Genomic DNA, 22,401 nt, shown 5'->3' on the forward strand with positions numbered 1-22,401 from the left:
CCACTTGCTCCGTGCCGACGCACGACGGAGCAGCGAGAGTACTCCTGGGTGCTCGCCGACCCGCCGTAATGCGTTGCGGTCGGCCCGCCGCGCTGTGATCGTGATCCCATGGCTGACGGCTTCAACCCGCCCGGGATCTGGCAACCGAACGGCCGGGCGTTCTCCCAGGGCGTGATCCAAGGCGCAGGCGAGGTCGTGCACGTCACGGGTCAGGTCGCCTGGGACGAGCACGACCAGGTCGTGGGGATCGACGACGTCGAGGCGCAGATGGAGCAGTGCATCCGCAACGTCCGGACGGTGCTCACCGAGGTCGGCGGCGTGCTCGATGACATCGTGTCGATGACGATCTACTTCCTCGACCGCGCCGACCTACCTGCCATCCAGCGGGTCCGCTCGCGGTACTTCACAGCTGGCACCGCGCCGGCGAGCATCCTCATCCAGGTCGCCGGGCTCGTCGTACCCGAGCTGCGCGTGGAGCTGGTGCCCGTCGCGGTGGTGCCGCACGACCGGTTCCGGCGCCCTTGACCACGCGGTGGTGAGTGCCTCGGACCGATCACGGGCACGTGTGGTCGATCCGAGGCACGACTCAGGGGCGCTTCGGCTCGTCCGGCTCCTGCCCGGGCGGCAGGTTCGACCGGTCCGGGGCGATCACCGTGCTCTCCTCGGAGTCGGGCAGCCCGAAGTGCGGGCCGCCGCGCTCGTCGTGCAGCAGCAGGTCCGACGTGCCCGGCCGCAGCGTCTCGCCCCGGAAGAACGCCGGCGCGATCCGGCTGTACACCAGCATCAGCACCGCACCCACCACGATGGCCCCGATCCCGATCACGAAGACCCCGCCGATGCCGAACACGGTGGTGGACCCGGCATCGGCGGACGCGTAGTCGATGCTCGACAGCACGAACGCGACCAGCAGCATCAACCCGCCCAGCCCCGGCAGCACACCCTTGGTCCACAGGCTGCGCCCGCGCAGCTCCCTGCGGTAGAACCACACGCAGGCGAAGCCGGTGAGGCCGTAGTAGAAGGCGATCAGCAGGCCGGTGGCGGAGATCGAGTCGGCCAGCACGTTCTCACTGACCAGCGTGAGGCCCACGTAGAACACGACCGACGCGATGCCCATGCCCCACGTGGCCCAGGTCGGGGTGAGGTAGCGCGGGTGGATGTCGGCGAACTTCCGCGGGATCGCCCGGTAGGCGCCCATCGACAGCGCCGCGCGTGCCGTCGGCAGGATCGTGGTCTGCGTGGACGCCGCCGACGACGTCAGTACCGAGATGATCAGCAGCACCACGAAGGCGCGCCCGAAGCCCTCCTCGCCGAACACCGCTGAGCCCATCGCGGCGAACACGTCGTCGGAGTTCTCCTCGTTGCCGAGCCCGATGCCCTCGGTGCCCGTGCCCGCGAACGCCACGGCGGCCACCGCGACCAGGACGTAGGTGACGAGCAGCAGCAGCGTGGAGAGCACCGCGGCCTTACCGGGCGTGCTCCCCGGCTCGTCGCTCTCCTCGTTGACGGCGACGGCGGTGTCCCAGCCCCAGTACAGGAACACGGCGATGAGCACGGCGTCGACCAGGTCGGGGATCTCGAGCCCGCCGGGCCACAGCCAGCCGAGGCTCGGCATCATCGAGCCCTCGGGGGCGTCGCCGGCGTAGACGCGCACGAGCGCGGTGACGGCGAAGATCGCCAGCACCACGAGCTCGATCCCCAGCAGGGCGAACTGCAGCCGCGCCGAGATCTCGATGCCCCGGTAGCAGATGTAGGTCATGACCAGGATCCAGACGACGCCGGCCACCGTGGTCCACAGCGTGCTCTCCGCCAGCGCGTCCGCCCCCACCAGCAGGAACGAGTACTGGCCTGCCACCTGCGCCAGGTTCGCCATGACGATCACGTCGGCTGCGATGATCCCCCAGCCACCCAGCCAACCCATCCACGGCCCGAACGCACGACCCGCCCACGTGAAGGTGGTGCCGCAGTCGGGCTCGGCCCGGTTGAGCTCCCGGTAGGCCACCGCGATCAGGTACATCGGCACGAACGCGAGCAGCAGGATCGCCGGCGCCTTCTCCCCGGCCAGCAGCACGAGCGCGCCGAGGCTGGCCGCGAGGCTGTAGGCGGGCGCCGTGGACGCCAGGCCGATCACCACGCTCGACAGCAGCCCGAGCGCGCCGCCCTTGAGTCCCTTGTCGCCGGGCGCGGTGCCGCCGGGTCGACTGATCACCTCGGTCATGTCGGCCTCCGCCGGGTCAGTGCCGTTGGTTCGCTCCGCAAGCTGCGCTCAGGAGTCGATGTTCGCCATGACGTGCTTGACGCGCGTGTAGTCCTCGAATCCGTAGACCGACAGGTCCTTGCCGTAGCCGGAGTGCTTGAAGCCGCCGTGCGGCATCTCCGCGACCAGCGGGATGTGGGTGTTGATCCAGACGCAGCCGAAGTCGAGGCGGCGGCTGGTGCGCATGGCCCGGCCGAAGTCGCGCGTCCACACGCTCGAGGCGAGGCCGTAGCGCACGCCGTTGGCGAGGCGGATCGCCTCCTCCTCGTCGGCGTAGCGCTGCACCGTGATCACCGGGCCGAAGATCTCGTTCTGGATCACCTCGTCGTCCTGGCGCAGGTCGGCGACGACGGCGGGCTCCAGGAAGAAACCGCCGGAGAGGTCGCCGCCTGGACGGGTGCCGCCGGTGGTCACGGTCGCGTGGTCGGGAAGCCTGCCGAGCAGCCCGGTGACGCGGTCGAGCTGGGTGCGGTTGTTGAGCGGGCCGAAGAGCACGTCCTCGTCGTCGGGCCTGCCGGTGCGCGTCGTCCGGGCCTGCTCGGTGAGCGCGGCCACGAGGTCGTCGTGCACGGACGCCGCGACCAGCACGCGGGTGGCGGCGGTGCAGTCCTGGCCTGCGTTGAAGTAGCCGGCCTCGGCGATGGTCTGCGCGGCCGCCTCGATGTCGGCGTCGTCGTACACGATCACCGGCGCCTTGCCGCCCAGCTCGAGGTGCACCCGCTTGACGTCGTGGCTCGCGGCCTCGGCCACCTCCATCCCGGCCCGCACCGAGCCCGTGATCGCCACCAGCTGCGGCACGGGGTGGGACACCAGCGCGCGGCCGGTGTCGCGGTCGCCGCAGATCACGTTGAGCACGCCGGGCGGCAGGAACTCGGCGGCCACCTCGGCGAGCAGCAGCGTGGAGGCCGGCGTGGTGTCCGAGGGCTTGAGCACCACCGTGTTGCCGGCCGCCAGCGCGGGGGCGATCTTCCAGACGGCCATCATCAGCGGGTAGTTCCAGGGCGTCACCTGCCCGACGACGCCGATCGGCTCGCGCCGCACGAACGACGTGTGCCCGGCCATGTACTCCCCGGCGGCGCGGCCCTCCAGCACGCGCGCGGCGCCCGCGAAGAAGCGGAGCTGGTCCACACAGGGCGGCAGCTCCTCCTCCGCCGTGAGACCGAGAGGTTTGCCCGTGTTGCGGCTCTCGGTCGTCACGAACTCCCCGGCGCGCCCCTCGATCGCGTCGGCGAGCTTCAGGAGGAGGCGCTGCCGCTCAGCGGGCGTGGTGTCACGCCACGTCTCGAACGCCCGTGCCGCGGCACCGTAGGCCGCGTCCACGTCGGCCTCGCCGGACAGCGGGGCGCTCGCATACACCTCTCCGGTCACCGGGTCGACGACATCGCTGCTGCGCCCGTCGGCGGAGTCGTGCCACTCCCCGTCGACGAAGTTCCGCAGGTGCAGCTTGTCCATCGCTCGCTCCTCGCTCGACCGGGTGACCTGGGGCACTCTAGCCGTCCGTTCTACGGATTTCGAGCCCTGTAACCGCTGGCTGCGATGAATTCCGTGTTGCAAACCCGGTTCAGTCGACGGATCTCGTTGCGCTCGCCTACTCTGTGCTGCGTGTCCCTCGCCTCGGAGCCGGTTCACGGACTGCTCGACGACGTCGGCAAGGCGATCGTGGAGCAGCTCCAGGAGGACGGCAGGCGGCCCTACGCCACAATCGCCCGTGCGGTCGGGCTGTCCGAGGCCGCCGTGCGGCAGCGGGTGGCGCGGCTGCAGGAGGCGGGTGTCATCCAGATCGTCGCCGTCACCGACCCGCTGCAGCTGGGCTTCCGGCGGCAGGCCATGGTCGGGATCAAGTCCGACGGCGACGTCGTCGACCTGGCCGATGCACTGGCCGAGATGCCGGAGGTCGACTACGTCGTGATCACCGCCGGCAGCTTCGACGTGCTGGTCGAAGCGGTGTGCGAGGACGACGAGCACCTGCTGGAGCTCGTCGGGCGGCGGATCCGGGCACTGCCCGGCGTACGCAGCACCGAGACGTTCGTCTACATGAAGCTGCGCAAGCAGCACTACAACTGGGGTACGAGATGAGCACAGCGCCCGAGACCGCCACCGTCCCCACCGCATCGCACACCCCGCGGGGCACCGACCACGCCGACGCCGCGCGGGACCACCTGTGGATGCACTTCACCCGCCACTCCACCTACGAGGACGGCGGACGCGTGCCGATCATGGTGCGCGGCGAGGGCTGCCGCGTGTGGGACGCCGACGGGCGCGAGTACCTCGACGGCCTCGCCGGGCTCTTCGTCGTGCAGGCCGGGCACGGCCGCCGCGAGCTGGCCGAGACCGCGGCCCGCCAGGCCGCCGACCTGGCCTACTTCCCGATCTGGTCCTACGCGCACCCGGCGGCGATCGACCTCGCGGAGCGCCTCGCGCACTACGCACCCGGCGATCTGAACCGCGTCTTCTTCACCACCGGCGGCGGTGAGGCCGTGGAGAGCGCGTGGAAGCTCGCCAAGCAGTACTTCAAGCTCACCGGCAAGCCCACCAAGCACAAGGTGATCAGCCGGGCGATCGCCTACCACGGCACGCCCCAGGGGGCGCTCTCGATCACCGGGGTGCCGGATCTGCGGATCCCGTACGAGCCGCTCGTGCCCGGGTCGTTCAAGGTGCCCAACACCAACGCCTACCGCGCGCCGGAGTACCTGGGCGGCGACCTGAAGGCGTTCGGCCGGTGGGCGGCCGACCAGGTGGAGGAGGCGATCCTCGCCGAGGGCGCCGACAGCGTCGCGGCCGTGTTCGTCGAGCCGGTGCAGAACGCCGGTGGCTGCTTCCCGCCCCCACCCGGGTACTTCGAGCGGCTGCGCCAGATCTGCGACGAGCACGACGTGCTGCTCGTCTCCGACGAGGTGATCTGCGCGTTCGGCCGGATCGGGAACATGTTCGCCTGCGACACCTTCGGATACGTCCCGGACATCATCACCTGCGCCAAGGGCATGACGTCCGGCTACTCGCCGATCGGCGCGATGATCGCGAGCGAGCGGCTGTTCGAGCCGTTCCGCTCCGGCACGGCGTCGTTCCTGCACGGGTACACGTTCGGCGGCCACCCGGTCTCCGCGGCCGTCGCGATGGCCAACCTCGACATCTTCGAGCGCGAGGGGCTCAACGAGCACGTGCGCGAGCAGTCGCCGGTGTTCCGGGCGACCCTGGAGAAGCTGCTCGACCTGCCCATCGTCGGCGACGTCCGCGGCGAGGGCTTCTTCTTCGGCATCGAGCTGGTCAAGGACAAGGCCACCAAGGAGACGTTCAGCGCAGAGGAGGCCGAGCGGCTGCTGCGCGGCTTCCTGTCCAAGGCGCTGTTCGACGCCGGGCTGTACTGCCGCGCCGACGACCGCGGCGACCCCGTCGTCCAGCTCTCGCCGCCGCTCGTCGCCGGACCCGCCGAGTTCGACCGGATCGAGCAGATCCTGCGGGGGGTGCTCACCGAGGCGTGGTCGAAACTCTGAGCCTGTGGCACCAGCAGGTCGTGGGGGACGGCGACCTGCTCGCCCCACGGCCGGCGCTGGAGGGTGACGCCGAGGCGGACGTCTGCATCGTCGGCGCCGGCTACACCGGTCTCTGGACGGCGTACGCGCTGTTGCGCGGCGACCCGGCGCTGCGCGTGCTCGTCGTCGAGCGGGAGATCGCCGGGTTCGGCGCAAGCGGGCGCAACGGCGGCTGGTGCTCGGCGCTCTTCCCGGCCGGGCGGGCCGCACTGGCCCGCCGGCACGGCCCCGCCGCCGCGGATGCGATGCGGTCGGCGATGCGCGCCGCGGTGGACGAGGTCGGCACGGCGGTCGAGGAGGAGGGCATCGCCTGCGACTGGGTGAAGGGCGGCACCGTCGTGCTCGCCCGCACGCCCGCGCAGCTCGCCCGGGCTCGCGCGGAGGCGTCCGACGGGCCCGACCGGGTCGAGATGCTCGGCCCGCGGGAGGCGTCGGCCCTGGTGGGGGCCGCGGGGGTGCTCGGAGCGACGTACACGCCCGACTGCGCCCGCGTGCAGCCGGCGCGGCTCGCCCGCGGGCTCGCGCGGGCCGTCGAGCGGCGCGGCGGGCGGATCGCGGAGGGCACCACCGCGCTCGCGATCCGGCCCCGGGAGGTCGTGACCGATCGGGGAGTGGTGCGCGCTCGCGCCGTCGTCCGGGCCACCGAGGCGTGGAGCGCGGCGCTCGCCCCGCGCTCCGTGGTGCCGGTGTACTCGCTGATCGTCGCCACCCGGCCGCTGCCGGAGTCGTTCTGGTCCTCGGCGGGCCTCGCCGGCGGGCAGACCTTCAGCGACCACCGCCACCTCGTGGTCTACGGCCAGCGCACCGCGGACGACCGGCTCGTCTTCGGGGGGCGCGGCGCGCCGTACCACTTCCGGTCCCGGATCCACCCGTCCTTCGACCGTGACGAGCGGGTGTTCGGCGGCCTGCGCGCCGCCCTCACCGAGCTGTTCCCGGCGCTGCGGCCCGACGACTTCACCCATGCCTGGGGCGGCCCGCTCGGCATCCCGCGCGACTGGCACGCCGGCGTCGGGTTCGGGCCGGACGGCCTCGGCTGGGGCGGTGGGTACGTGGGTGACGGCGTCGCCACGTCGAACCTCGCCGGCCGCACCCTCGCCGCGCTGATCCTCGGCCGCGACGACCCGATCGCCGCGCTGCCGTGGGTCGGGCACCGCTCGCGGCGGTGGGAGCCGGAGCCGCTGCGGTGGCTGCTGGTCAACGCCGGACTGCGGCTCATGACGCTCGCGGACGGGGAGGAGCGGCTCACCGGGCGGCGGAGCGTGGTGGCCGCCTCGCTCGCACGGTTCCTCGGCGGCTGAGACACGTCGCTGTTCGGGCGTGGATCAGGACGCGGCAGTCACGGGCTGGTCAGCCAGGCGCCATTCGAGCATGCCCTCCGCCAGGCGGACGGAGCGCCGTCCGTGGGCGGTGAGCAGCCGGACCGCGTCGTGGGCGAGCACGCAGTAGGCCCCGCGGCAGTACGCCACGACCTCGACGTCTGCCGGAAGCTCGGAGAGCCGGTCGGGTAGCTCCTCGAGGGGGATGGAGATCGCTCCCGGGATGTGCCCCGTGGCGAACTCCGGGACGGGACGCACGTCGAGCACGATCGCCTCGCCGGCCTCGACCCGGCGCAGCAGCTCCTCGCGGCCGATCTGCTCGGTGTCGTCGCCGTCCTGGGTGCCCAGGTAGCGGGCGCGTGCCGCGACGACCTCGGCCAGATGCGTCGCAGCTACCGTCCGCAGCTGCGCGAACAGGACGGCGACGTCGTTCCCGGCGAGCCGGTAGCGGATCGTGGTGCGCTCCCGGGTGGTGGCCACGAGCCCGGCTTCCCGAAGCGCCTTGAGGTGCATCGATGCGGTGGTCAACCCGAGGCCGGCGGTGGCAGCCAGGTCGGCGACGCTGCGCGGGCCCTGGCTGAGCAGGTCGAGCAGCTCCAGCCGCTTGCCGCTGCCGAGCGCCTTGCCCACCCGCGCCAGCTGCTCGAACAGCTCCGCCTTGAGCACCACATCACCCATCGACATCCTCCAGTACTTCATGGAATAGTGAATCAGTTCGACTGTGAGAACGCCAGCCCACGCGCACGCGGGAGGCACGGCATGAGCGATGCCCGGGACGTCGAGCTGACAGCAGTCGTGGACGAAGGCCTCGGCAACTCCTGCTACCTGGTCGACCTCGGAGACGGCTCGGCGCTGGTGGTCGACCCGCCGCGGGATCTGCGGGCGGTGCGGCGAGCCGTGGGGAAGGCCGGCCTGCGGATCCGGTTCGTCGCGGACACCCATCTGCACGGGGACTTCCTGTCCGGGGCGGTGCAGCTGGCGCACGACGACGGCGCGACGATCCTGGCCTCGGCTGCCGGTCGACGCTGGTTCGAACACCGCGGCGTGGGCGAGGGTGACGAGGTCGACCTCGGCGGGTTGAGCTTGATGGCGCTGGCCACGCCCGGGCACACCGACGAGCATCTGTCGTACCTGTTGCGCGACGGGGAGCAACCAGCCGGGGTGTTCACCGGCGGGTCGCTCATCGTGGGCTCCGCGGCGCGTACTGATCTCCTCGGCCCCGAGCGCGCCGAGGAGCTGGCCCGCGCCCAGTTCGCGTCATTGCGCAGGCTGTCCGCGCTGCCCGCCGACACGGCGGTGTGGCCGACCCATGGGGCGGGCTCGTTCTGCTCCGCGCCACCTGGCGTGGACCGGACGTCGACGATCGGCCGGGAGCTGCGCACGAACGCGCTGCTGGGCATCGAGGACGAGGATCGGTTCGTGGAGCGGCTGCTCGCCTCGCTGGGCAGCTACCCGCCCTATTTCCTGCGCCTGGCCGAGGCGAACCGGAGAGGACCGGCGGTGCTCGACCCCGCGGTCGCCGCGCGGCTCCCGCAGCTGCCGGCATCGGCTGTGCGGGGCATGGGCCGGGACGGGGCGGTCGTGGTGGATGCCCGACCCGTGCCCGACTTCGCCTGCGCGCACATCCCGGGGTCGCTGTCGATCCCCCTGCGGGCGCAGTTCGCGACCTGGTTGGGCTGGCTGGTCCCGCCCGACGCTCCGATCGTGGTGGTGCGCGATCCCGATCAGGACGTCGCCGAGCTGGTGTGGCAGGCGTTGAACATCGGCGTCGACCGGCTCGTCGGTGAGCTGGAAGGCGGTTTCGACGCGTGGGCCGGGACCGGCTGTCCGACGGCCGGCACCCGCCTGGTCGGCCCTGCGGAGATCGATGGTGGGCGCCGGGTGCTCGACGTCCGGCAGCGCGCCGAGTTCGCCGCGGGGCACCTGCCCGGCGCCGTGCACGTCGAGCTCGGCTCGCTCGCAGCGGTGGCGACCCACCTCCCGGACGAGCCGACGGTCGTGATGTGCGCGCGCGGGCCGCGGGCGATGGGTGCGGCCAGCCTCCTCGAGCGGGCCGGGCACCACGACCTCGCGGTGTTGGCGGGCGGCCCCGACGACTGGGCTATGGCCACTCGCGAAAAGCTGCAGGTGGAGTGAGGAGCCCCGGGCCCGCCGAGAACGGTGCGCCCATCGCACTGGGGCTGCGCGCGAACCTTGCCCAGTTCGGCCTGCTCGTCGCGGTCAACGCCCTGGTCGGCGGGATGGTCGGGCAGGAACAGACGGTGCTGCCGCTGCTGGCCGAGCGGGAGTTCGGCCTGACCGGCTACACCTATCTGTTCACCTACGTGATCGCCTTCGGCCTGACCAAGGCCACCGCGAACTACTTCGCCGGCACCTGGTCGGACCGGGTGGGACGCAAGCCGGTGCTGATCGTCGGATGGCTGATCGCGGTGCCGGTGCCGCTGATGCTGATTTGGGCGCCCACCTGGGGCTGGGTGGTGGCGGCGAACGTGCTGCTCGGCCTCAACCAGGGCCTGACCTGGTCCACCACCGTGATCATGAAGATCGACCTGGTCGGGCCGAAGCAGCGCGGCCTGGCCATGGGGCTGAACGAGGCGGCCGGGTATGGCGCGGTCGCCGTGACCTCGCTGGTCGCCGGCTACCTCGCGGCGCGCTACGGGCTGCGGCCGGCCCCGTTCCTGCTCGGCCTGTCCTACGCCGTACTCGGGCTGGGCCTCTCCGGTCTGCTGGTGCGGGAGACCCGGGACCACGCCCGGCTGGAAGCCGCCGGACATGTCGGGCGCTACGACCACCTGCATGCCGACCTTAGCAACCGGCAGATCGTCAGCCACGTCAGTTTCCGGGAGCCGGCGCTTTCCTCCGCGAGCCAGGCCGGGCTGGTCAACAACCTCAACTTCGGACTGTCCTGGGGGCTGTTCCCACTGCTGTTCGCCACCGCAGGCCTGCCGGTGGACCGGATCGGTGTCCTGTTCGCCCTCTACCCGGCCGTCTGGGGGATCGGGCAGCTGGTCACCGGCGGACTGTCCGACCGATGGGGGCGCAGGCACCTCATCACCGCAGGCATGCTCACCCAGTCGACCGCACTCGCCGTCATCGCGGTCGCCGACACATTCGCGGCGTGGGCGGCAGCTGCTGCGCTGCTGGGCGCCGGCACGGCCATGGTCTACCCGGTCCTACTGGCCGTGATCGGCGATGTCGCCCACCCCGCGTGGCGGGGCCGCGCCGTGGGGGTCTACCGGGTCTGGCGCGACGCCGGCTACGCCGTGGGTGCACTCATGGGCGGGATCGTCGCTGATCTGTGGGGCCTGCGCACCGCGGTCTGGGTCGCCGCCGCCATCACCGCCGCCTCCGCGCTCGTCGTAGCCGTCCGCATGTACGAAACCCATCCAGGAAGGGCGGCGAGTCCGCGAGGTCGGTGACGAGGGCCTCCAATGAGTCATCCCGGCCTTGCGAACCGGCCTGCCCCGTTCCCGGTTACGGCTGGGGCACGAGGCGTATGTAGGGACGCGGGGCGTCCCAGCCCTGCGGCCAGATCTTCCTGGCTTCGTCATCGGAGACGGATCCCGCGATGATGACGTCCTGGCCCTGTTGCCAGTTCACCGGTGTCGCGACTCGGTGCTTGGCGGTCAGCTGCAGCGAGTCGATGACCCGGAGCACCTCGTCGAAGTTGCGGCCGGTGGTCATCGGGTACACCAGGATGAGCTTGATCTTCTTGTCCGGGCCGACGACGAAAACGTTGCGAACGGTCTGGTTCTGAGCCGGGGTGCGCTGGGTCGGGTCTCCGGAGGTCTCGGGAGGCAGCATCCCGTACAGCTTCGAGACCGAGAAGTCGGAATCGCCGATCACCGGGTAGTTGGGCGCGTGGCCCTGGGTCTCGGCGATATCGCTGGCCCACTTCGCGTGGTTGTCCACAGGGTCGACCGAGAGCCCGATGATCTTCACATCGCGCCGGTCGAATTCCGGCTTGATCTTGGCCATGTAGCCCAGCTCGGTCGTGCAGACCGGGGTGAAGTCGCGCGGGTGCGAGAACAACACAGCCCACGACTGACCGACCCAGTCGTGGAAGCGCAGCCTGCCATTCGTGGTCTCAGCCTCGAAGTCTGGTGCTGTGTCGCCGATCTGCAGTGCCATGTCTGTCCTCCTCGCCCGGATGGTCGATCCTCTGCTGTGGTCCGCGGGACGGCGGTCGGTGTGCGACGCCGTCCACGTGGGCCGCGAATCCTCCTCCTGCCTCGTGCGTGTGTCTGCGTCCATCCGGCACCACGCTCGGCGCAAAAGGCGGCGTCGGCGGCGGGTGTCAGGAGCGGCGGGATCATCTCTGGAGTGCCGACGAATGGGCCGTTCGTCGGATGGGCGAGTGGGTATCCCGGCGGCGTGGATCGCGAGGTGCGCGTTCGCGAGGTCGAGGAGCTGTCGGGTCGGTCCGGGACGACCCGGTTCGTCCTGCGCGACGACGAGGACAACGAGTACACGACGTTCCGCGAGCGCATCGGTCGCGAGGCGATGCGGTTCCGGGGGAAGCGCGCCCACATCCAGTTCCACGAGGAGGAGCGTCGCGGTTTCCGCAACGTCTACCTCGACGCGATCGCCCCCGCACCGGAGCCGGCGAGCGAGTCCGAGCGCCCCCGAGAGGCCCAGCCGGCCGACGAGTCGGCATGGGACACCGCGGTCGAGGCGGCTCCCTGGATCATCGGCACCCGCGAGCCGCAGGAGGCGGTGCCGCCGGAGGAGCTCTACGAACGCCTGCACCCATTCAAGGAGCTCGTCGCCGACGACATCCGTCGCGCGGGTTCGGACGACGACGAGCCCGACCGCAGCTAGCTGCACTCGGCCATCAGGTTGGTAATTGGCGGTCATCGCGGGGCCTCCTGGCGGCGTCGCGCATTGTGCGGGGCCGCCCCTCACAGCTCAAGGGCGCTGCGCGTCGCTCCGCGAGCGCTTCGCGCCCCTTGACCTGCGAGCCTCTGCGGCCCCTTGAGGGCAAGCTTTGCGGGCAGGCCCAAGGGCCTGCCCTCTCGGTGCGCGGCGCCGCCAGGCGGCCGGTGTCGGGCATCTTCTTGTCGTCGTGCATCTGGTTGGGCTCGCGCACCTCTTGTCGGTCCACGCTGCCGGTCGACGGGCAGCGTGGGCGGAGAAGGGGTGTGTGAACCTTGCGGATTAGCCCGAGCAGTACACGACGGCCTCCCCGGCGACCATGGTGTGCTCCTCGCGCCGATCAGCCTGACCCGCGACCTCGCTCCCGCCTCATGATCGGCGGTTCGGCGCGTTCCCGGCTTGTTTTCGCCGGTTTTGCACCGAAGCCTTGATCATGGTGGTGAGGCCGGCCTTCGGTGGCGCCGCGCGCCGAAGGGGCAGGCCTGTGGCCTGCCCGCGAAGCGGGCCCGGAGGGGTCGCAGAGGCTCGCGGGTCAAGGGTCGCGCCAGCGATCGCGGCAGCGACGCGCAGCGCCCTTGAGGCGTGAGGGGCGGCCCCGCATGATGCGCGGCGCCACCGAAGGCCTGGTGGAGGTTGGGCCTGAGCGAGCGTGGCGCCACCGAAGGCCTGGTGGCGGCGCCCCGGATGACGCGCGGTACCCACCGAAGGTCCGGTGGAGGTTGGGCCTCGATGGGGCGCGAGTACAACGTGGCGGCGACCCGGCAGCATTGTGGTGCCATTCGAGCACGCCCCTGATGCCACGCCCTCTTGACGCGGCATCACTTTGGTGCCAGTGTGGCTCACATGAATCCGGCCTCTCCCGTCGAACCCCTCCACACCGTCACGACGCTGCCGACGGCGCGTCGGCCCGGCTGCCCCTTCGACCCGCCGGCCGAGCTGCTCGACGCCCACCGCCACGGCCCCATCAGCCGCTACTCCTTCCCGGACGGGCATCAGGGCTGGCTGGTCACGGGATACGACCTGGTCCGGGCGGTGCTGGCCGACACGCGGTTCAGCTCGCGCAAGGAGCTGATGCTCCACCACCCGCTCATCGACTACAGCGGCGTGGAGGTCCCGCCGGCGGCGCCCGGCGAGTTCCTCCTCATGGACGAGCCGCAGCACGGGCGCTACCGGAAGCCGCTGGTTGGCAAGTTCACCGTGCGCCGGATGCGGCAGCTCACCGAGCGCGTCGAGCAGATCACCGCCGACCACCTGGACGCCATGGAGGAGGCCGGGCCCCCGACGGACCTGGTGACCGCGTTCGCAACGCCCATCCCCGCGATCATGATCTGCGAGCTGCTCGGGGTGCCCTACGAGGACCGCGGTGCCTTCCAGGAGCAGGTCGTGTCGTTCATGAACGGCGAGACGAGCGACGAGGACTTGTTCGCGGCCTACACCGCGACCCAGCAGTACCTCGCGGAGCTGGTGGCCGCCAAGCGCGCGAACCCCACCGACGACGTGCTCAGCGACCTCACCGACAGCGACCTGACGGATGAGGAGCTGCAGGGGATGAGCCTGATCCTGCTGGCGGCCGGGCTCGACACCACCGCGAACATGCTGGCCCTCGGCACCTTCGCGCTGCTGCGCAACCCGGATCAGCTGGCCGGGCTGCGTGCCGACCCCGCGCTCGCCGACCAGGCCGTGGAGGAGCTGCTGCGGTATCTGAGCGTCGCCAAGACGTTCATGAGGACGGCCTTGGAGGACGTCGAGCTCGGCGGCCAGACCATCGAGGCCGGTACGGCGCTGATCCTGTCGTACAGCACCGCCAACCGGGACGCCGAGCGCTTCCCCGATCCCCACGTGCTCGACCTCGGCAGGCGGGCCGGCGGGCACCTGGCCTTCGGCCACGGAATCCACCAGTGCCTCGGTCAGCAGCTGGCCCGCGTCGAGATGCGCGTCGCGTTCCCCGCGCTGGTCAACCGTTTCCCCACGCTTCGGCTGGCCGTGCCGGCCGACGAGGTCGGCCTGCGCCCGGAGACCGCGGACATCCACGGGGTGAAGAGCCTGCCGGTCACCTGGGACATCTGACCGCTCACGCGATGGCCGCGCAGAACGCGTTTGCCGGCAGCCGCTCGGGACATCCCGGCGGACATGCGGCCCTTCAACCAGATCGAGCGTCTCGAGCGGGCCGAGGCGCTCGACAAGCCCGCGGCGATCGTCCGGGACACCGTGCAGCGAGTGCTGTCCGACCGGCGCATCAAGGACGCGCTGCACGGCGTGTGGCTCGGCCACCCGGTGCACCCGGTGATCGTCCAGATCACACTCGGCTCGTTCATGTCGGCGTCATTGATCGACCTGGTCGGCGGGAACCGTCGCTCCTCGACCGCCCTGATCGCCACCGGGCTGGCGCTGACTCCGCCGACGGTGGCCGCAGGGTGGGCCGACTGGTCCACCTCGAACCCCGACCAGCAACGGGTCGGCCTCGTGCACGCCGCGACGAACGTCGTCGCGGTCAGTTGCTACGCGGCGGCGCTGACCCGGCGGGCCCGCGGCCGCAGCGGCCGGCTGCTGTCGCTCGCCGGTGCTGCGATCAGCAGCATCGGGGCGACCCTCGGTGGGCACCTGGCCTACCACCAGGCCCTCGGCGCCAACCACGCCGACCGGGTCCGCGACCTGGGACCACGGGACTGGCAGACGCTGGGGCGGGTCGCGGACCTCCCCGAGCGCAGCCCGGTGCGTTGCGACGCGGGCGATGTCCCCGTGTTCGTCCTGCGCCGCGGCTTGGACGTGACCGTGCTCGCCGACCGATGCCCTCACCTGGCCGCACCGCTCTCCGAAGGTGAGGTGGTCGGCACCGACGGCGACACCTGCGTGGTCTGCCCGTGGCACGGCAGCCAGTTCCGGCTCGACGACGGCGCCGTCGTGCACGGCCCTGCGACGGCGGCGGTTCCCCGCTTCGAGACCCGTATCCGGAACGGTGAGGTGGAAGCGCGGCTCGCACCGGGATCCTGACGTTCCGCGCCCTCAGGCCTCGGGCAGGCGGAACTCCGCGTCGGCGGGGAGCACGGCCGTGTCCATCTGGGCCTTCTGCAGCTTCCCCGCGTAGTCCCAGTTCATCGACTGCCACCGCGTGAACTGGTCGAGGACCCAGATCCCGGACTGCCGGCTCCCGTTCCCGGAGCGCCCGTTGCCCCCGAACGGGAGGTGCGCCTCGGCCCCCGACGTCGAGTTGTTCACGCTCACCATGCCCGCGCTCACCCGTTCCCGGAACCGGAACGCGTGCACCGGCGTGGACGTGTAGATCGACGCCGAGAGGCCGTAGCCGTGCCCGTTGGCGAGCGCGACGGCCTCGTCGAAGGTCTCGAACGTCGCGACGCCGACGATCGGGCCGAAGGTCTCGGTGCGGTACAGGTCGTCGTCGGCGACCACGCCGTCGACGATCGTCGGGTGCGCGTAGATCCCGGGCTCGCCGGTGAACCCGCCGCGCGGGTTGGCGGGCGTGATCCGGCCGGTGCCGGTGGAGCCGTGCAGCGCGTGGTGCGGCCGGACCAGGTCGAGGTGCCGCTCGAAGCCCGCCAGGAACCGGGCCGAGAGCATCGGCCCGTAGAGGACGTCGGTGCGGGTCGGGTCGCCGATCTCGGCCGACCGGACGGCCGCGTCGAAGCGGCGGAGGAACTCGTCGTGCACCGACGCGTGCACGATCGCCGTGCCCAGCGATGTGCAGCGCTGCCCGGCCGTGCCGAACCCGGAGAACAGGGCGCCCTCGACGGCGAGGTCGAGGTCGGCGTCGGGCATGACCACCAGGGGGTTCTTGCCGCCCAGCTCGAGGCACGGGTTCTGCAGGTTCCGCCCGGCCAGCTCACCGATCCGCACCCCGACCGCCGAGGAACCGGTGAAGCCGATCTTGTCGACGAGCCCGGCGTCGAGCGCGGCCGAGAGGCCGTCGAAGGTGGTGGCGCCGTCGGCGAGCACGGTGTTGAGCACCCCGGCTGGCAGCCCGCCGCGGACGAACAGCTCGGTGAACGCCTCCGCGATCGCGGGCGTGTACTCCGCCGGCTTCCACACCACGGCGTTGCCGCACAGCAGGGCCGGCACCAGGTACCAGGACGGCACGGCAACCGGGAAGTTCCCGGCCGTGACGATCGCGGCCACCCCGACCGGCACCCGGAACGTGAACAGCTGCTTGTCGGACATCTCGCTGGGCACGGTCTGCCCGTAGAGCCGCCTGCCCTCGCCCGCGAAGAAGGAGCAGGTGTCGATGACCTCCTGCACCTCACCGCGCGCCTCCGCGATCGGCTTGCCGATCTCGCGGGTGACGAGCGCGGCGAGTGCCTCCTTGTTCGCCTCGACGAGCCTGCCGATCTGCTCGACGACCCGGCCGCGCACGGGCGCCGGGACGGCGGCCCATGCCCGCTGCGCGTCGCGGGCGGTGCGGCAGGCCTCGACGAACAGGGCCGCGTCGGCGAGCAGCGCCTGGGCGACCGGTTCGTCGCGAGCGGGGTCGATCGAGGTGAGGCGGCCACCCGGGCCGTCGTCGCGCCACTTCCCACCGACGTACGCGCCGACCTCGCGTGTCGTACCCATCGCCGAATCCTGGCCCTGTTCGCGCACCTCGGCAAAGGTCATGCCCGCACCGCCCGCGCCAGCGCGCCGACCGCGAGGTCGAGCTCGTCCTCACCGATCGTCAGGGCCGGGCGGAACCGGACGGAGCGCTCCCCGCCGCCGAGGATCAGCACCTTCTCGTCCCGGTGCAGCCGCTGCAGGGCAGCGTCGCGGGCGGCGGGCGTCGGCAGGTCGACGGCGACGAACAGGCCCCGGCCGCGCACGTTGTCGACCTCCGGGATCGTGGCGAGCCCGTCGAGCAGCCGTTTGCCGAGCACCGCGGCCCGCTCGACCAGGCCTTCGGCCTCGATGACCTCCAGGTACCGGCGCGACCGGACCATGTCGGTGAGGCCGCCGCCCCACGTGGAGTTGATGCGCGAGGGCACCCGGAACACGTTGTCGGGCACCTCGTCCACCCGGCCGCCGGCCATGATGCCGCAGACCTGGAGCTTCTTGCCGAACGCGACGACGTCCGGTGCCAAGCCCAGCTGCTGGTAGGCCCACGCGGTGCCGGTCATACCGCCGCCGGTCTGCACCTCGTCGAGCACGAACAGGGCGTCGTGCTCGCGGCACAGCGCCTGCACGGCCTGCAGGAACTCCGCCCGCATGTGGTTGTCGCCGCCCTCGCCCTGGATCGGCTCGGCGATGAAGCACGCGATGTCGTGCGGGTGCGCCGCGAACGCCTCCCTGGCCTGCGCGAGCGCGCGGGCCTCGGCCGCCTCGACCTCGATCACGTCCATGGGGAAGCGGATCGCCGGGACGTCGATGCGCGGCCAGTCGAACGTCGGGAAGAGCGCGGTCTTGCGCGGGTCGGTGTTGGTGAGCGAGAGCGTGTAGCCGCTGCGACCGTGGAACGCCTTGCGCAGGTGCAGCACCTTCGTGCCGAGGTGCTCGGGCCGCCCGTGCAGCGCGTTGTGCCGCCGCTTCCAGTCGAACGCGGTCTTGAGCGCGTTCTCGACCGCCATCGCGCCGCCCTCGACGAGGAACAGGTGCGGCAGCGCCGGGTCGCCGAGCACCCGCTCGAACGTCTCGACGAACGCGGCCATGTGCGTGGTGTAGATGTCGGAGTTCGACGGCTTGTTGACCGCCACCTGGGTGAGCTCGGCGAGGAACGCCGGGTCGTCCGTGAGCGCCGGGTGGTTCATGCCCAGCGGCGCCGACGCGAAGAAGCTGAACAGGTCCAGGTAGCGGGTCCCGTCGCGGGCGTCGACCAGCCAGGACCCGCGGCTCGCCCGGGTGTCCAGCACGAGGTCGAAGCCGTCGACGAGCAGGTGGCGGCGCAGCGTCTCGTGGACGCGCTCGACGGGGACGGTCATACCTGGAGTGTCGGTTCGATGATCGTCGGTGCGCAGCGGGTCGAACGTCGGTTCCGGCGACGGAATGCCACGATGTGCGCCGTGCCGCCGACGGATCGTCAGCTCGACGACCTCGACCGCCGCGTGCTCGCGCACCTGGCGGCCGACGGCCGGGCGTCGATGGCCGAGCTCGGCCGCGCGGTCGGGCTGTCGCGCACCGCCGTGCTGGCCAGGGTGCAGCGCCTCGAGCGGGCGGGGGTGATCCGCGGGTACCGGGCCGACGTGGTGCTCCCGGGCACGTCGGCCGCGCACCGCGCCCGGGTCGGCGTCGTCGTGCGCACGGCCGACGTGGCCGGCTACGTCCGCAGGCTCTCCGCGATGCCCGGCGTGACCGAGATCGAGTCGGTGACCGGGGAGTACGACCTGATGGTGCTGGTGACCGCCCCCAGCGCGGGTGAGCTGGACGCCGTGCTCGACGGCATCCAGAAGTGGCGCGAGACCGTCCGGACGACGACGTGGGTGGTGCTCACGCGCTACCGCTGACCCGGCCCGGCTGATCGTCCGGGCGCGACCGAGACCACGCCTGGCGCGGGTGTCGGTCACCGGACCGGGGGTCACTCCCCGATACCGTGGGGCGCATGGCAGGACGGACGACCGCCGGCGGCGGCAGGAGCACCGCGGCAGCGTCGTCAGCTCGATCGGCGGCGGGCTCGGCACGAGGGCGCCGCACGCCGGCGTCCCGCAACACATCGCGCGGCCGCTCCGGATCCACCCGACGCACGCCTGCGCGCAAGCAGCCCGACCTGATCGACCGCGGCATCGACGGCGTCGGCCGGGGGATCGCCCGGCTCGGCAGGTCGCTCGGCCGCGCCGTCGGACGCACCCGCGAGCTCGACCCGGCCCACCGCCGCGACGGGCTGGGCGTGGCGCTGCTCGTGCTCGGCGTGATCGCGGCGGCGGGCATCTGGTGGGGTGCGGGCGGCCCGGTGGGCAACTGGCTGTCCGGCGCGGTGGCCGCGGTCGTCGGGCGCGGCTCGGCGGTGCTCCCCGTGCTGGTCGTGGGCGTCGGGGTGCTGCTGATGGCCACGCAGCCGCACCCGGAGTCCCGGCCCCGGGTGGCGGTCGGCTCGTTCCTGCTCGCGCTCGGCGTCCTCGGGCTCGTGCACATCGTGGCGGGCCGGCCGGACGAGCCCGGCCAGTGGGCGCAGGGCGGGGGAGCGATCGGCTACGTCGCTGCGACGCCGCTCGCCACCGGGCTGACCTCGTGGGTGGCGGTGCCGGTCCTCGTGCTGCTGTCGGGATACGCGTTCCTGGTGCTGACCGGCACGCCCGTGCGCGAGGTTCCGAACCGGTTCCGGCGGCTCACCGGGCAGGCCGTGCCCGAACCGGCGCCCGCGGAGGAGCCGGGAGAGGTCGTCGCCGACCCGCCGTCGGTGGCGCTGCGGCGCCCGTCGCGGCGGCGGCAGGCCTCCCGGGTGGCCGACGTCTACCGCGAGGACACCGCCGACACCCCGGACGCGCTCGACCCGCCTGCCGAGGAGGCGCCGGCGCCGGCTCCGCCGAAGCGCAAGCCCGCTGCCGTGCCGGCCACGCCGCCCGCCGAGCCCGAGCCCGCGGGCGCCGTGGGGGAGCAGCTGCGGCTGACCGTGCAGCCGAGCGAGGGCGCGGCTCCCTACAAGCTGCCGCCGAGCGACCTGCTGCCGAGCGGACCGGCGCCGAAGACGCGCAGCCGCGCCAACGACGCGATGATCGAGGCGATCGCGGGCGTGCTGGAGCAGTTCAACGTCGACGCGCAGGTCACCGGGTTCACACGGGGCCCGACCGTCACCCGGTACGAGATCGAGCTGGGCCCGGCCGTGAAGGTCGAGAAGATCACCCAGCTGCAGCGCAACATCTCCTACGCCGTCGCCACCGACAACGTGCGGCTGCTCGCACCGATCCCCGGCAAGTCCGCCGTGGGCATCGAGGTGCCCAACACCGACCGCGAGATGGTGCGCCTCGGCGACGTGCTGCGCTCCTCCGCCGCCCGCTCCGAGCAGCACCCGCTCGGCATCGGGCTGGGCAAGGACATCGAGGGCCACTTCCTCGTCGCGAACCTCGCGAAGATGCCGCACCTGCTGGTCGCGGGCTCCACGGGCTCCGGCAAGTCGAGCTTCGTGAACTCGATGCTGGTGTCGCTTTTGTCGCGCGCCACACCGGACGAGGTCCGGATGATCCTCATCGACCCCAAGATGGTCGAGCTCACCCCGTACGAGGGCATCCCGCACCTGATCACGCCCATCATCACCCAGCCGAAGAAGGCCGCCGCTGCGCTGGCCTGGCTGGTGGAGGAGATGGAGCAGCGCTACCAGGACATGCAGGCCAACCGGGTGCGCCACGTCGACGACTTCAACCGCAAGGTGCGCTCCGGCGAGATCACCGCCCCGCTGGGCAGCGAGCGGGAGTACCGGCCCTACCCGTACATCCTCTGCATCGTCGACGAGCTGGCCGACCTGATGATGACCGCGCCCCGTGACGTCGAGGACGCGGTCGTGCGGATCACCCAGAAGGCCCGCGCCGCCGGGATCCACCTCGTGCTGGCCACCCAGCGCCCGTCCGTCGACGTCGTCACCGGGCTGATCAAGACGAACGTGCCGTCGCGGCTGGCGTTCGCCACCTCGTCGCTCACCGACTCCCGGGTCATCCTCGACCAGCCCGGCGCGGAGAAGCTCATCGGCATGGGCGACGGGCTGTACCTGCCGATGGGCGCGGGCAAGCCGGTCCGCATGCAGGGCGCGTTCGTCGGCGACGACGAGATCTCCTCGGTCGTCTCGTTCACCAAGGAGCAGGCCGAGCCCACCTACACCGACGGCGTCACCGCCCAGAAGGCGGGCGAGGCCAAGGAGATCGACCCGGACATCGGCGACGACCTCGACGTGCTGCTGCAGGCCGCCGAGCTGATCGTCACCTCCCAGTTCGGGTCGACGTCGATGCTGCAGCGCAAGCTGCGCGTCGGGTTCGCGAAGGCCGGGCGGCTGATGGACCTGCTGGAGACCCGCGGGATCGTCGGGCCGTCGGAGGGGTCGAAGGCGCGCGAGGTGCTGATCAAGCCGGACGAGCTGGAGGGCGCGCTGTGGCTGATCCGCGGTGGCGGCGGCCCGGCACCGGACGACGAGGACGAGGACTGACCGCGAGGTGATCCGGTCGCCCCGCGAGCGCCTCAGCGGCCGGTCCGCTCCGCGAGCCATGCGGTAGCGGGGATGCCGGCGAGGTCGCGGAAGTCGCGGGACAGGTGGGCCTGGTCGACGTAGCCCGCCTCGGCCGCCACCCGCGCGAGCGCGGGCCGGTCCGGGGCGAGCAGCCGGTCGCACGCGCCCTCGAAACGGATCACGCGTGCGGCGGCCTTGGGGGCGAGCCCGGTCTCGGCGCGGAACCGGTCGGCGAGGTACCGCCTGCTCCACCCGACCTCGCGCGCCAGGTCCTCGATGCGGAGGTTGCCGCCGGTCTCGGCCAGCCGGTCCCACGCGTACCCGACCTCGGGCAGCACGCCGACCTCGCCGCGGCCGCGCCGCAGCAGCTTCGCGAGCTCGGTGTCGAGCAGGTCGAACCGGGCCCGCCAGTCCTCGGTGGAGGCCAGCCGGTCCAGCAGCGTCGTGGCACGGCCGGAGAGCAGGTCGTGGAGGTCGACGGTGTCGCCGGCCAGCTCGCCAGCAGGCACGCCGAGCAGCGCACGGGCGCCGCGCCAGGTGAGCCGCAGCTGCAGACCCGTCTGCGGGTCGCCCTGGGCGATCCGGGCCGGAGAGCCGTGCAGCCCGCCGACGGCCGCGGTGAAGCTCCCGGCCGGCTTTGCCGGATCGGCGTTGCTGAGGATGTCGACGCGGCCGTCGAGGCAGAGCACGAACGTGAGGTGGGCCGACGCAACGCCCTGGTGCACCGACGGTGGCCCCGCATCCTGCCGGTAGCCGGTGTACGCGCTGACGTACGGGCGCAGCCACGCCGCCGTCGCGCGCCCGCAGGTGCGGAACGCGCCCTCGACGACGGAGGCGGTCACACCCCGAGGTTACCTACAGGTGGAGCAGCATCCGGACGTTGCCGAGCGTGTTCGGCTTGACGTGGGCGAGGTCGAGGAACTCCGCAACACCGGCGTCGTAGGAGCGCAGCATCGCCGCGAACACGTCCGGCTCCACCGGCGTGCCGTCGATCTCCTCGAAGCCGTGGCGGGAGAAGAACTGCTTCTCGAACGTCAGCACGAACAGGCGCCGCAGGCCCAGGTCCCGGGCACCGTCGATGAGCGCGCTGACGATCGCGTGTCCGACGCCGCGGCCCTTCACCCGCGGGTCCACGGCGACGGTGCGGACCTCGCCGAGGTCCTCCCACAGCACGTGCAACGCGCCGCAGCCGACGATCTCGCCGTCGAGCTCGGCGACGAGGAACTCCGGCACGGCCTCGTAGAGCGTGATCATCTCCTTGGCGAGCAGCACCCGTCCGGCGTAGGAGTCCACGAGCTGCTTGATGGTCCGGACGTCGGCGGTGCGTGCCCGCCGCACGAGTGGTGTCGCCACGACCCGTCA

Annotated in this window: 19 protein-coding genes; 11 read left to right on the top strand and 8 right to left on the bottom strand. The window is 72.1% G+C overall.

Translation table 11 applies throughout. The annotated features are described in order from the left end of the window. Positions 1-108 precede the first annotated feature (108 nt). Entirely contained in the window at positions 109-525 is a 417-nt protein-coding gene (locus FB388_RS08390) for a RidA family protein (protein ID WP_142099114.1), read from the top strand. Between the two features lie 61 nt (positions 526-586). Here FB388_RS08390 and FB388_RS08395 read toward each other — a convergent pair whose 3' ends face one another. Further along, positions 587-2,215 carry an APC family permease gene (locus FB388_RS08395; RefSeq protein ID WP_142099116.1) on the bottom strand — a complete coding sequence of 543 codons (1,629 nt, stop codon included), beginning with the start codon at positions 2,213-2,215 and terminating at the stop codon, positions 587-589. 48 nt (positions 2,216-2,263) lie between these two features. Next, entirely contained in the window at positions 2,264-3,706 is a 1,443-nt protein-coding gene (locus FB388_RS08400; protein WP_142099118.1) for a gamma-aminobutyraldehyde dehydrogenase, read from the bottom strand. Positions 3,707-3,856: 150 nt separating this feature from the next. Between FB388_RS08400 and FB388_RS08405 the strand changes: the two genes are divergently transcribed. The 3 genes from FB388_RS08405 to FB388_RS08415 are packed head-to-tail and all read left to right on the top strand — an operon-like array spanning position 3,857 to position 7,082. After that, positions 3,857-4,330, top strand: a complete 474-nt coding sequence (locus tag FB388_RS08405; RefSeq protein ID WP_246121749.1) for an Lrp/AsnC family transcriptional regulator — start codon at positions 3,857-3,859, stop codon at positions 4,328-4,330. Beyond that, positions 4,327-5,745, top strand: coding sequence for an aspartate aminotransferase family protein (locus tag FB388_RS08410; RefSeq protein WP_142099121.1), 1,419 nt, complete (start codon positions 4,327-4,329; stop codon positions 5,743-5,745). The genes FB388_RS08405 and FB388_RS08410 overlap by 4 nt, the downstream gene beginning before the upstream one ends. Further along, a complete protein-coding gene (locus FB388_RS08415) occupies positions 5,730-7,082 on the top strand; it encodes an NAD(P)/FAD-dependent oxidoreductase (protein ID WP_211361823.1) in 1,353 nt (450 codons plus the stop codon). The genes FB388_RS08410 and FB388_RS08415 overlap by 16 nt, the downstream gene beginning before the upstream one ends. 24 nt (positions 7,083-7,106) lie before the next feature. Here the strand turns inward: FB388_RS08415 and FB388_RS08420 are convergent, their stop codons facing one another. Continuing rightward, a complete protein-coding gene (locus tag FB388_RS08420) occupies positions 7,107-7,778 on the bottom strand; it encodes an ArsR/SmtB family transcription factor (protein WP_142099123.1) in 672 nt (223 codons plus the stop codon). Positions 7,779-7,859: 81 nt separating this feature from the next. Between FB388_RS08420 and FB388_RS08425 the strand changes: the two genes are divergently transcribed. Continuing rightward, positions 7,860-9,236, top strand: a complete 1,377-nt coding sequence (locus FB388_RS08425; RefSeq protein ID WP_142099125.1) for an MBL fold metallo-hydrolase — start codon at positions 7,860-7,862, stop codon at positions 9,234-9,236. Further along, entirely contained in the window at positions 9,233-10,519 is a 1,287-nt protein-coding gene (locus FB388_RS08430) for an MFS transporter (protein WP_246121751.1), read from the top strand. The genes FB388_RS08425 and FB388_RS08430 overlap by 4 nt, the downstream gene beginning before the upstream one ends. A 55-nt stretch (positions 10,520-10,574) precedes the next feature. On the opposite strand, the gene FB388_RS08435 is transcribed toward FB388_RS08430, so the two are convergent. Further along, positions 10,575-11,231: a peroxiredoxin gene (locus FB388_RS08435; RefSeq protein ID WP_142099127.1), complete on the bottom strand. Its 657-nt coding sequence runs from the start codon at positions 11,229-11,231 to the stop codon at positions 10,575-10,577. 255 nt (positions 11,232-11,486) lie between these two features. Between FB388_RS08435 and FB388_RS08440 the strand changes: the two genes are divergently transcribed. The 3 genes from FB388_RS08440 to FB388_RS08450 all read left to right on the top strand — a co-directional run bounded on the left by FB388_RS08440 (position 11,487) and on the right by FB388_RS08450 (position 14,966). Then, positions 11,487-11,921 (top strand): hypothetical protein, encoded by a 435-nt coding sequence (locus tag FB388_RS08440; RefSeq protein WP_142099129.1) that lies wholly within the window; start codon positions 11,487-11,489, stop codon positions 11,919-11,921. An 897-nt stretch (positions 11,922-12,818) separates the two neighbouring features. Then, positions 12,819-14,042 (top strand): cytochrome P450, encoded by a 1,224-nt coding sequence (locus tag FB388_RS08445; RefSeq protein ID WP_142099131.1) that lies wholly within the window; start codon positions 12,819-12,821, stop codon positions 14,040-14,042. A 63-nt stretch (positions 14,043-14,105) separates the two neighbouring features. Then, entirely contained in the window at positions 14,106-14,966 is an 861-nt protein-coding gene (locus FB388_RS08450) for a Rieske (2Fe-2S) protein (protein ID WP_142099133.1), read from the top strand. 12 nt (positions 14,967-14,978) lie between these two features. Here the strand turns inward: FB388_RS08450 and FB388_RS08455 are convergent, their stop codons facing one another. Together FB388_RS08455 and lat are read right to left on the bottom strand one after the other, a co-directional pair. Next, positions 14,979-16,538, bottom strand: coding sequence for an aldehyde dehydrogenase family protein (locus FB388_RS08455; RefSeq protein WP_142099135.1), 1,560 nt, complete (start codon positions 16,536-16,538; stop codon positions 14,979-14,981). A 38-nt stretch (positions 16,539-16,576) separates the two neighbouring features. Then, positions 16,577-17,872, bottom strand: a complete 1,296-nt coding sequence (gene lat, locus FB388_RS08460) for an L-lysine 6-transaminase (RefSeq protein WP_142099137.1) — start codon at positions 17,870-17,872, stop codon at positions 16,577-16,579. 81 nt (positions 17,873-17,953) lie between these two features. Here lat and FB388_RS08465 point away from each other — a divergent pair, with 81 nt between their 5' ends. Together FB388_RS08465 and FB388_RS08470 are read left to right on the top strand one after the other, a co-directional pair. Further along, the gene (locus FB388_RS08465; protein ID WP_170225530.1) at positions 17,954-18,394 is read left to right on the top strand and encodes an Lrp/AsnC family transcriptional regulator; all 441 of its coding nucleotides are present in this window, start codon (positions 17,954-17,956) and stop codon (positions 18,392-18,394) included. A gap of 95 nt (positions 18,395-18,489) precedes the next feature. Then, the gene (locus FB388_RS08470; RefSeq protein ID WP_142099142.1) at positions 18,490-21,018 is read left to right on the top strand and encodes a DNA translocase FtsK; all 2,529 of its coding nucleotides are present in this window, start codon (positions 18,490-18,492) and stop codon (positions 21,016-21,018) included. Positions 21,019-21,050: 32 nt separating this feature from the next. Here the strand turns inward: FB388_RS08470 and FB388_RS08475 are convergent, their stop codons facing one another. Continuing rightward, entirely contained in the window at positions 21,051-21,881 is an 831-nt protein-coding gene (locus tag FB388_RS08475; RefSeq protein WP_142099144.1) for a helix-turn-helix domain-containing protein, read from the bottom strand. 13 nt (positions 21,882-21,894) lie between these two features. Next, the gene (locus tag FB388_RS08480; protein WP_246121754.1) at positions 21,895-22,392 is read right to left on the bottom strand and encodes an amino-acid N-acetyltransferase; all 498 of its coding nucleotides are present in this window, start codon (positions 22,390-22,392) and stop codon (positions 21,895-21,897) included. Positions 22,393-22,401: the final 9 nt, after the last annotated feature.

This window comes from Pseudonocardia cypriaca (assembly GCF_006717045.1).
In the GTDB taxonomy this organism is placed as follows: Bacteria; Actinomycetota; Actinomycetes; order Mycobacteriales; family Pseudonocardiaceae; genus Pseudonocardia; species Pseudonocardia cypriaca.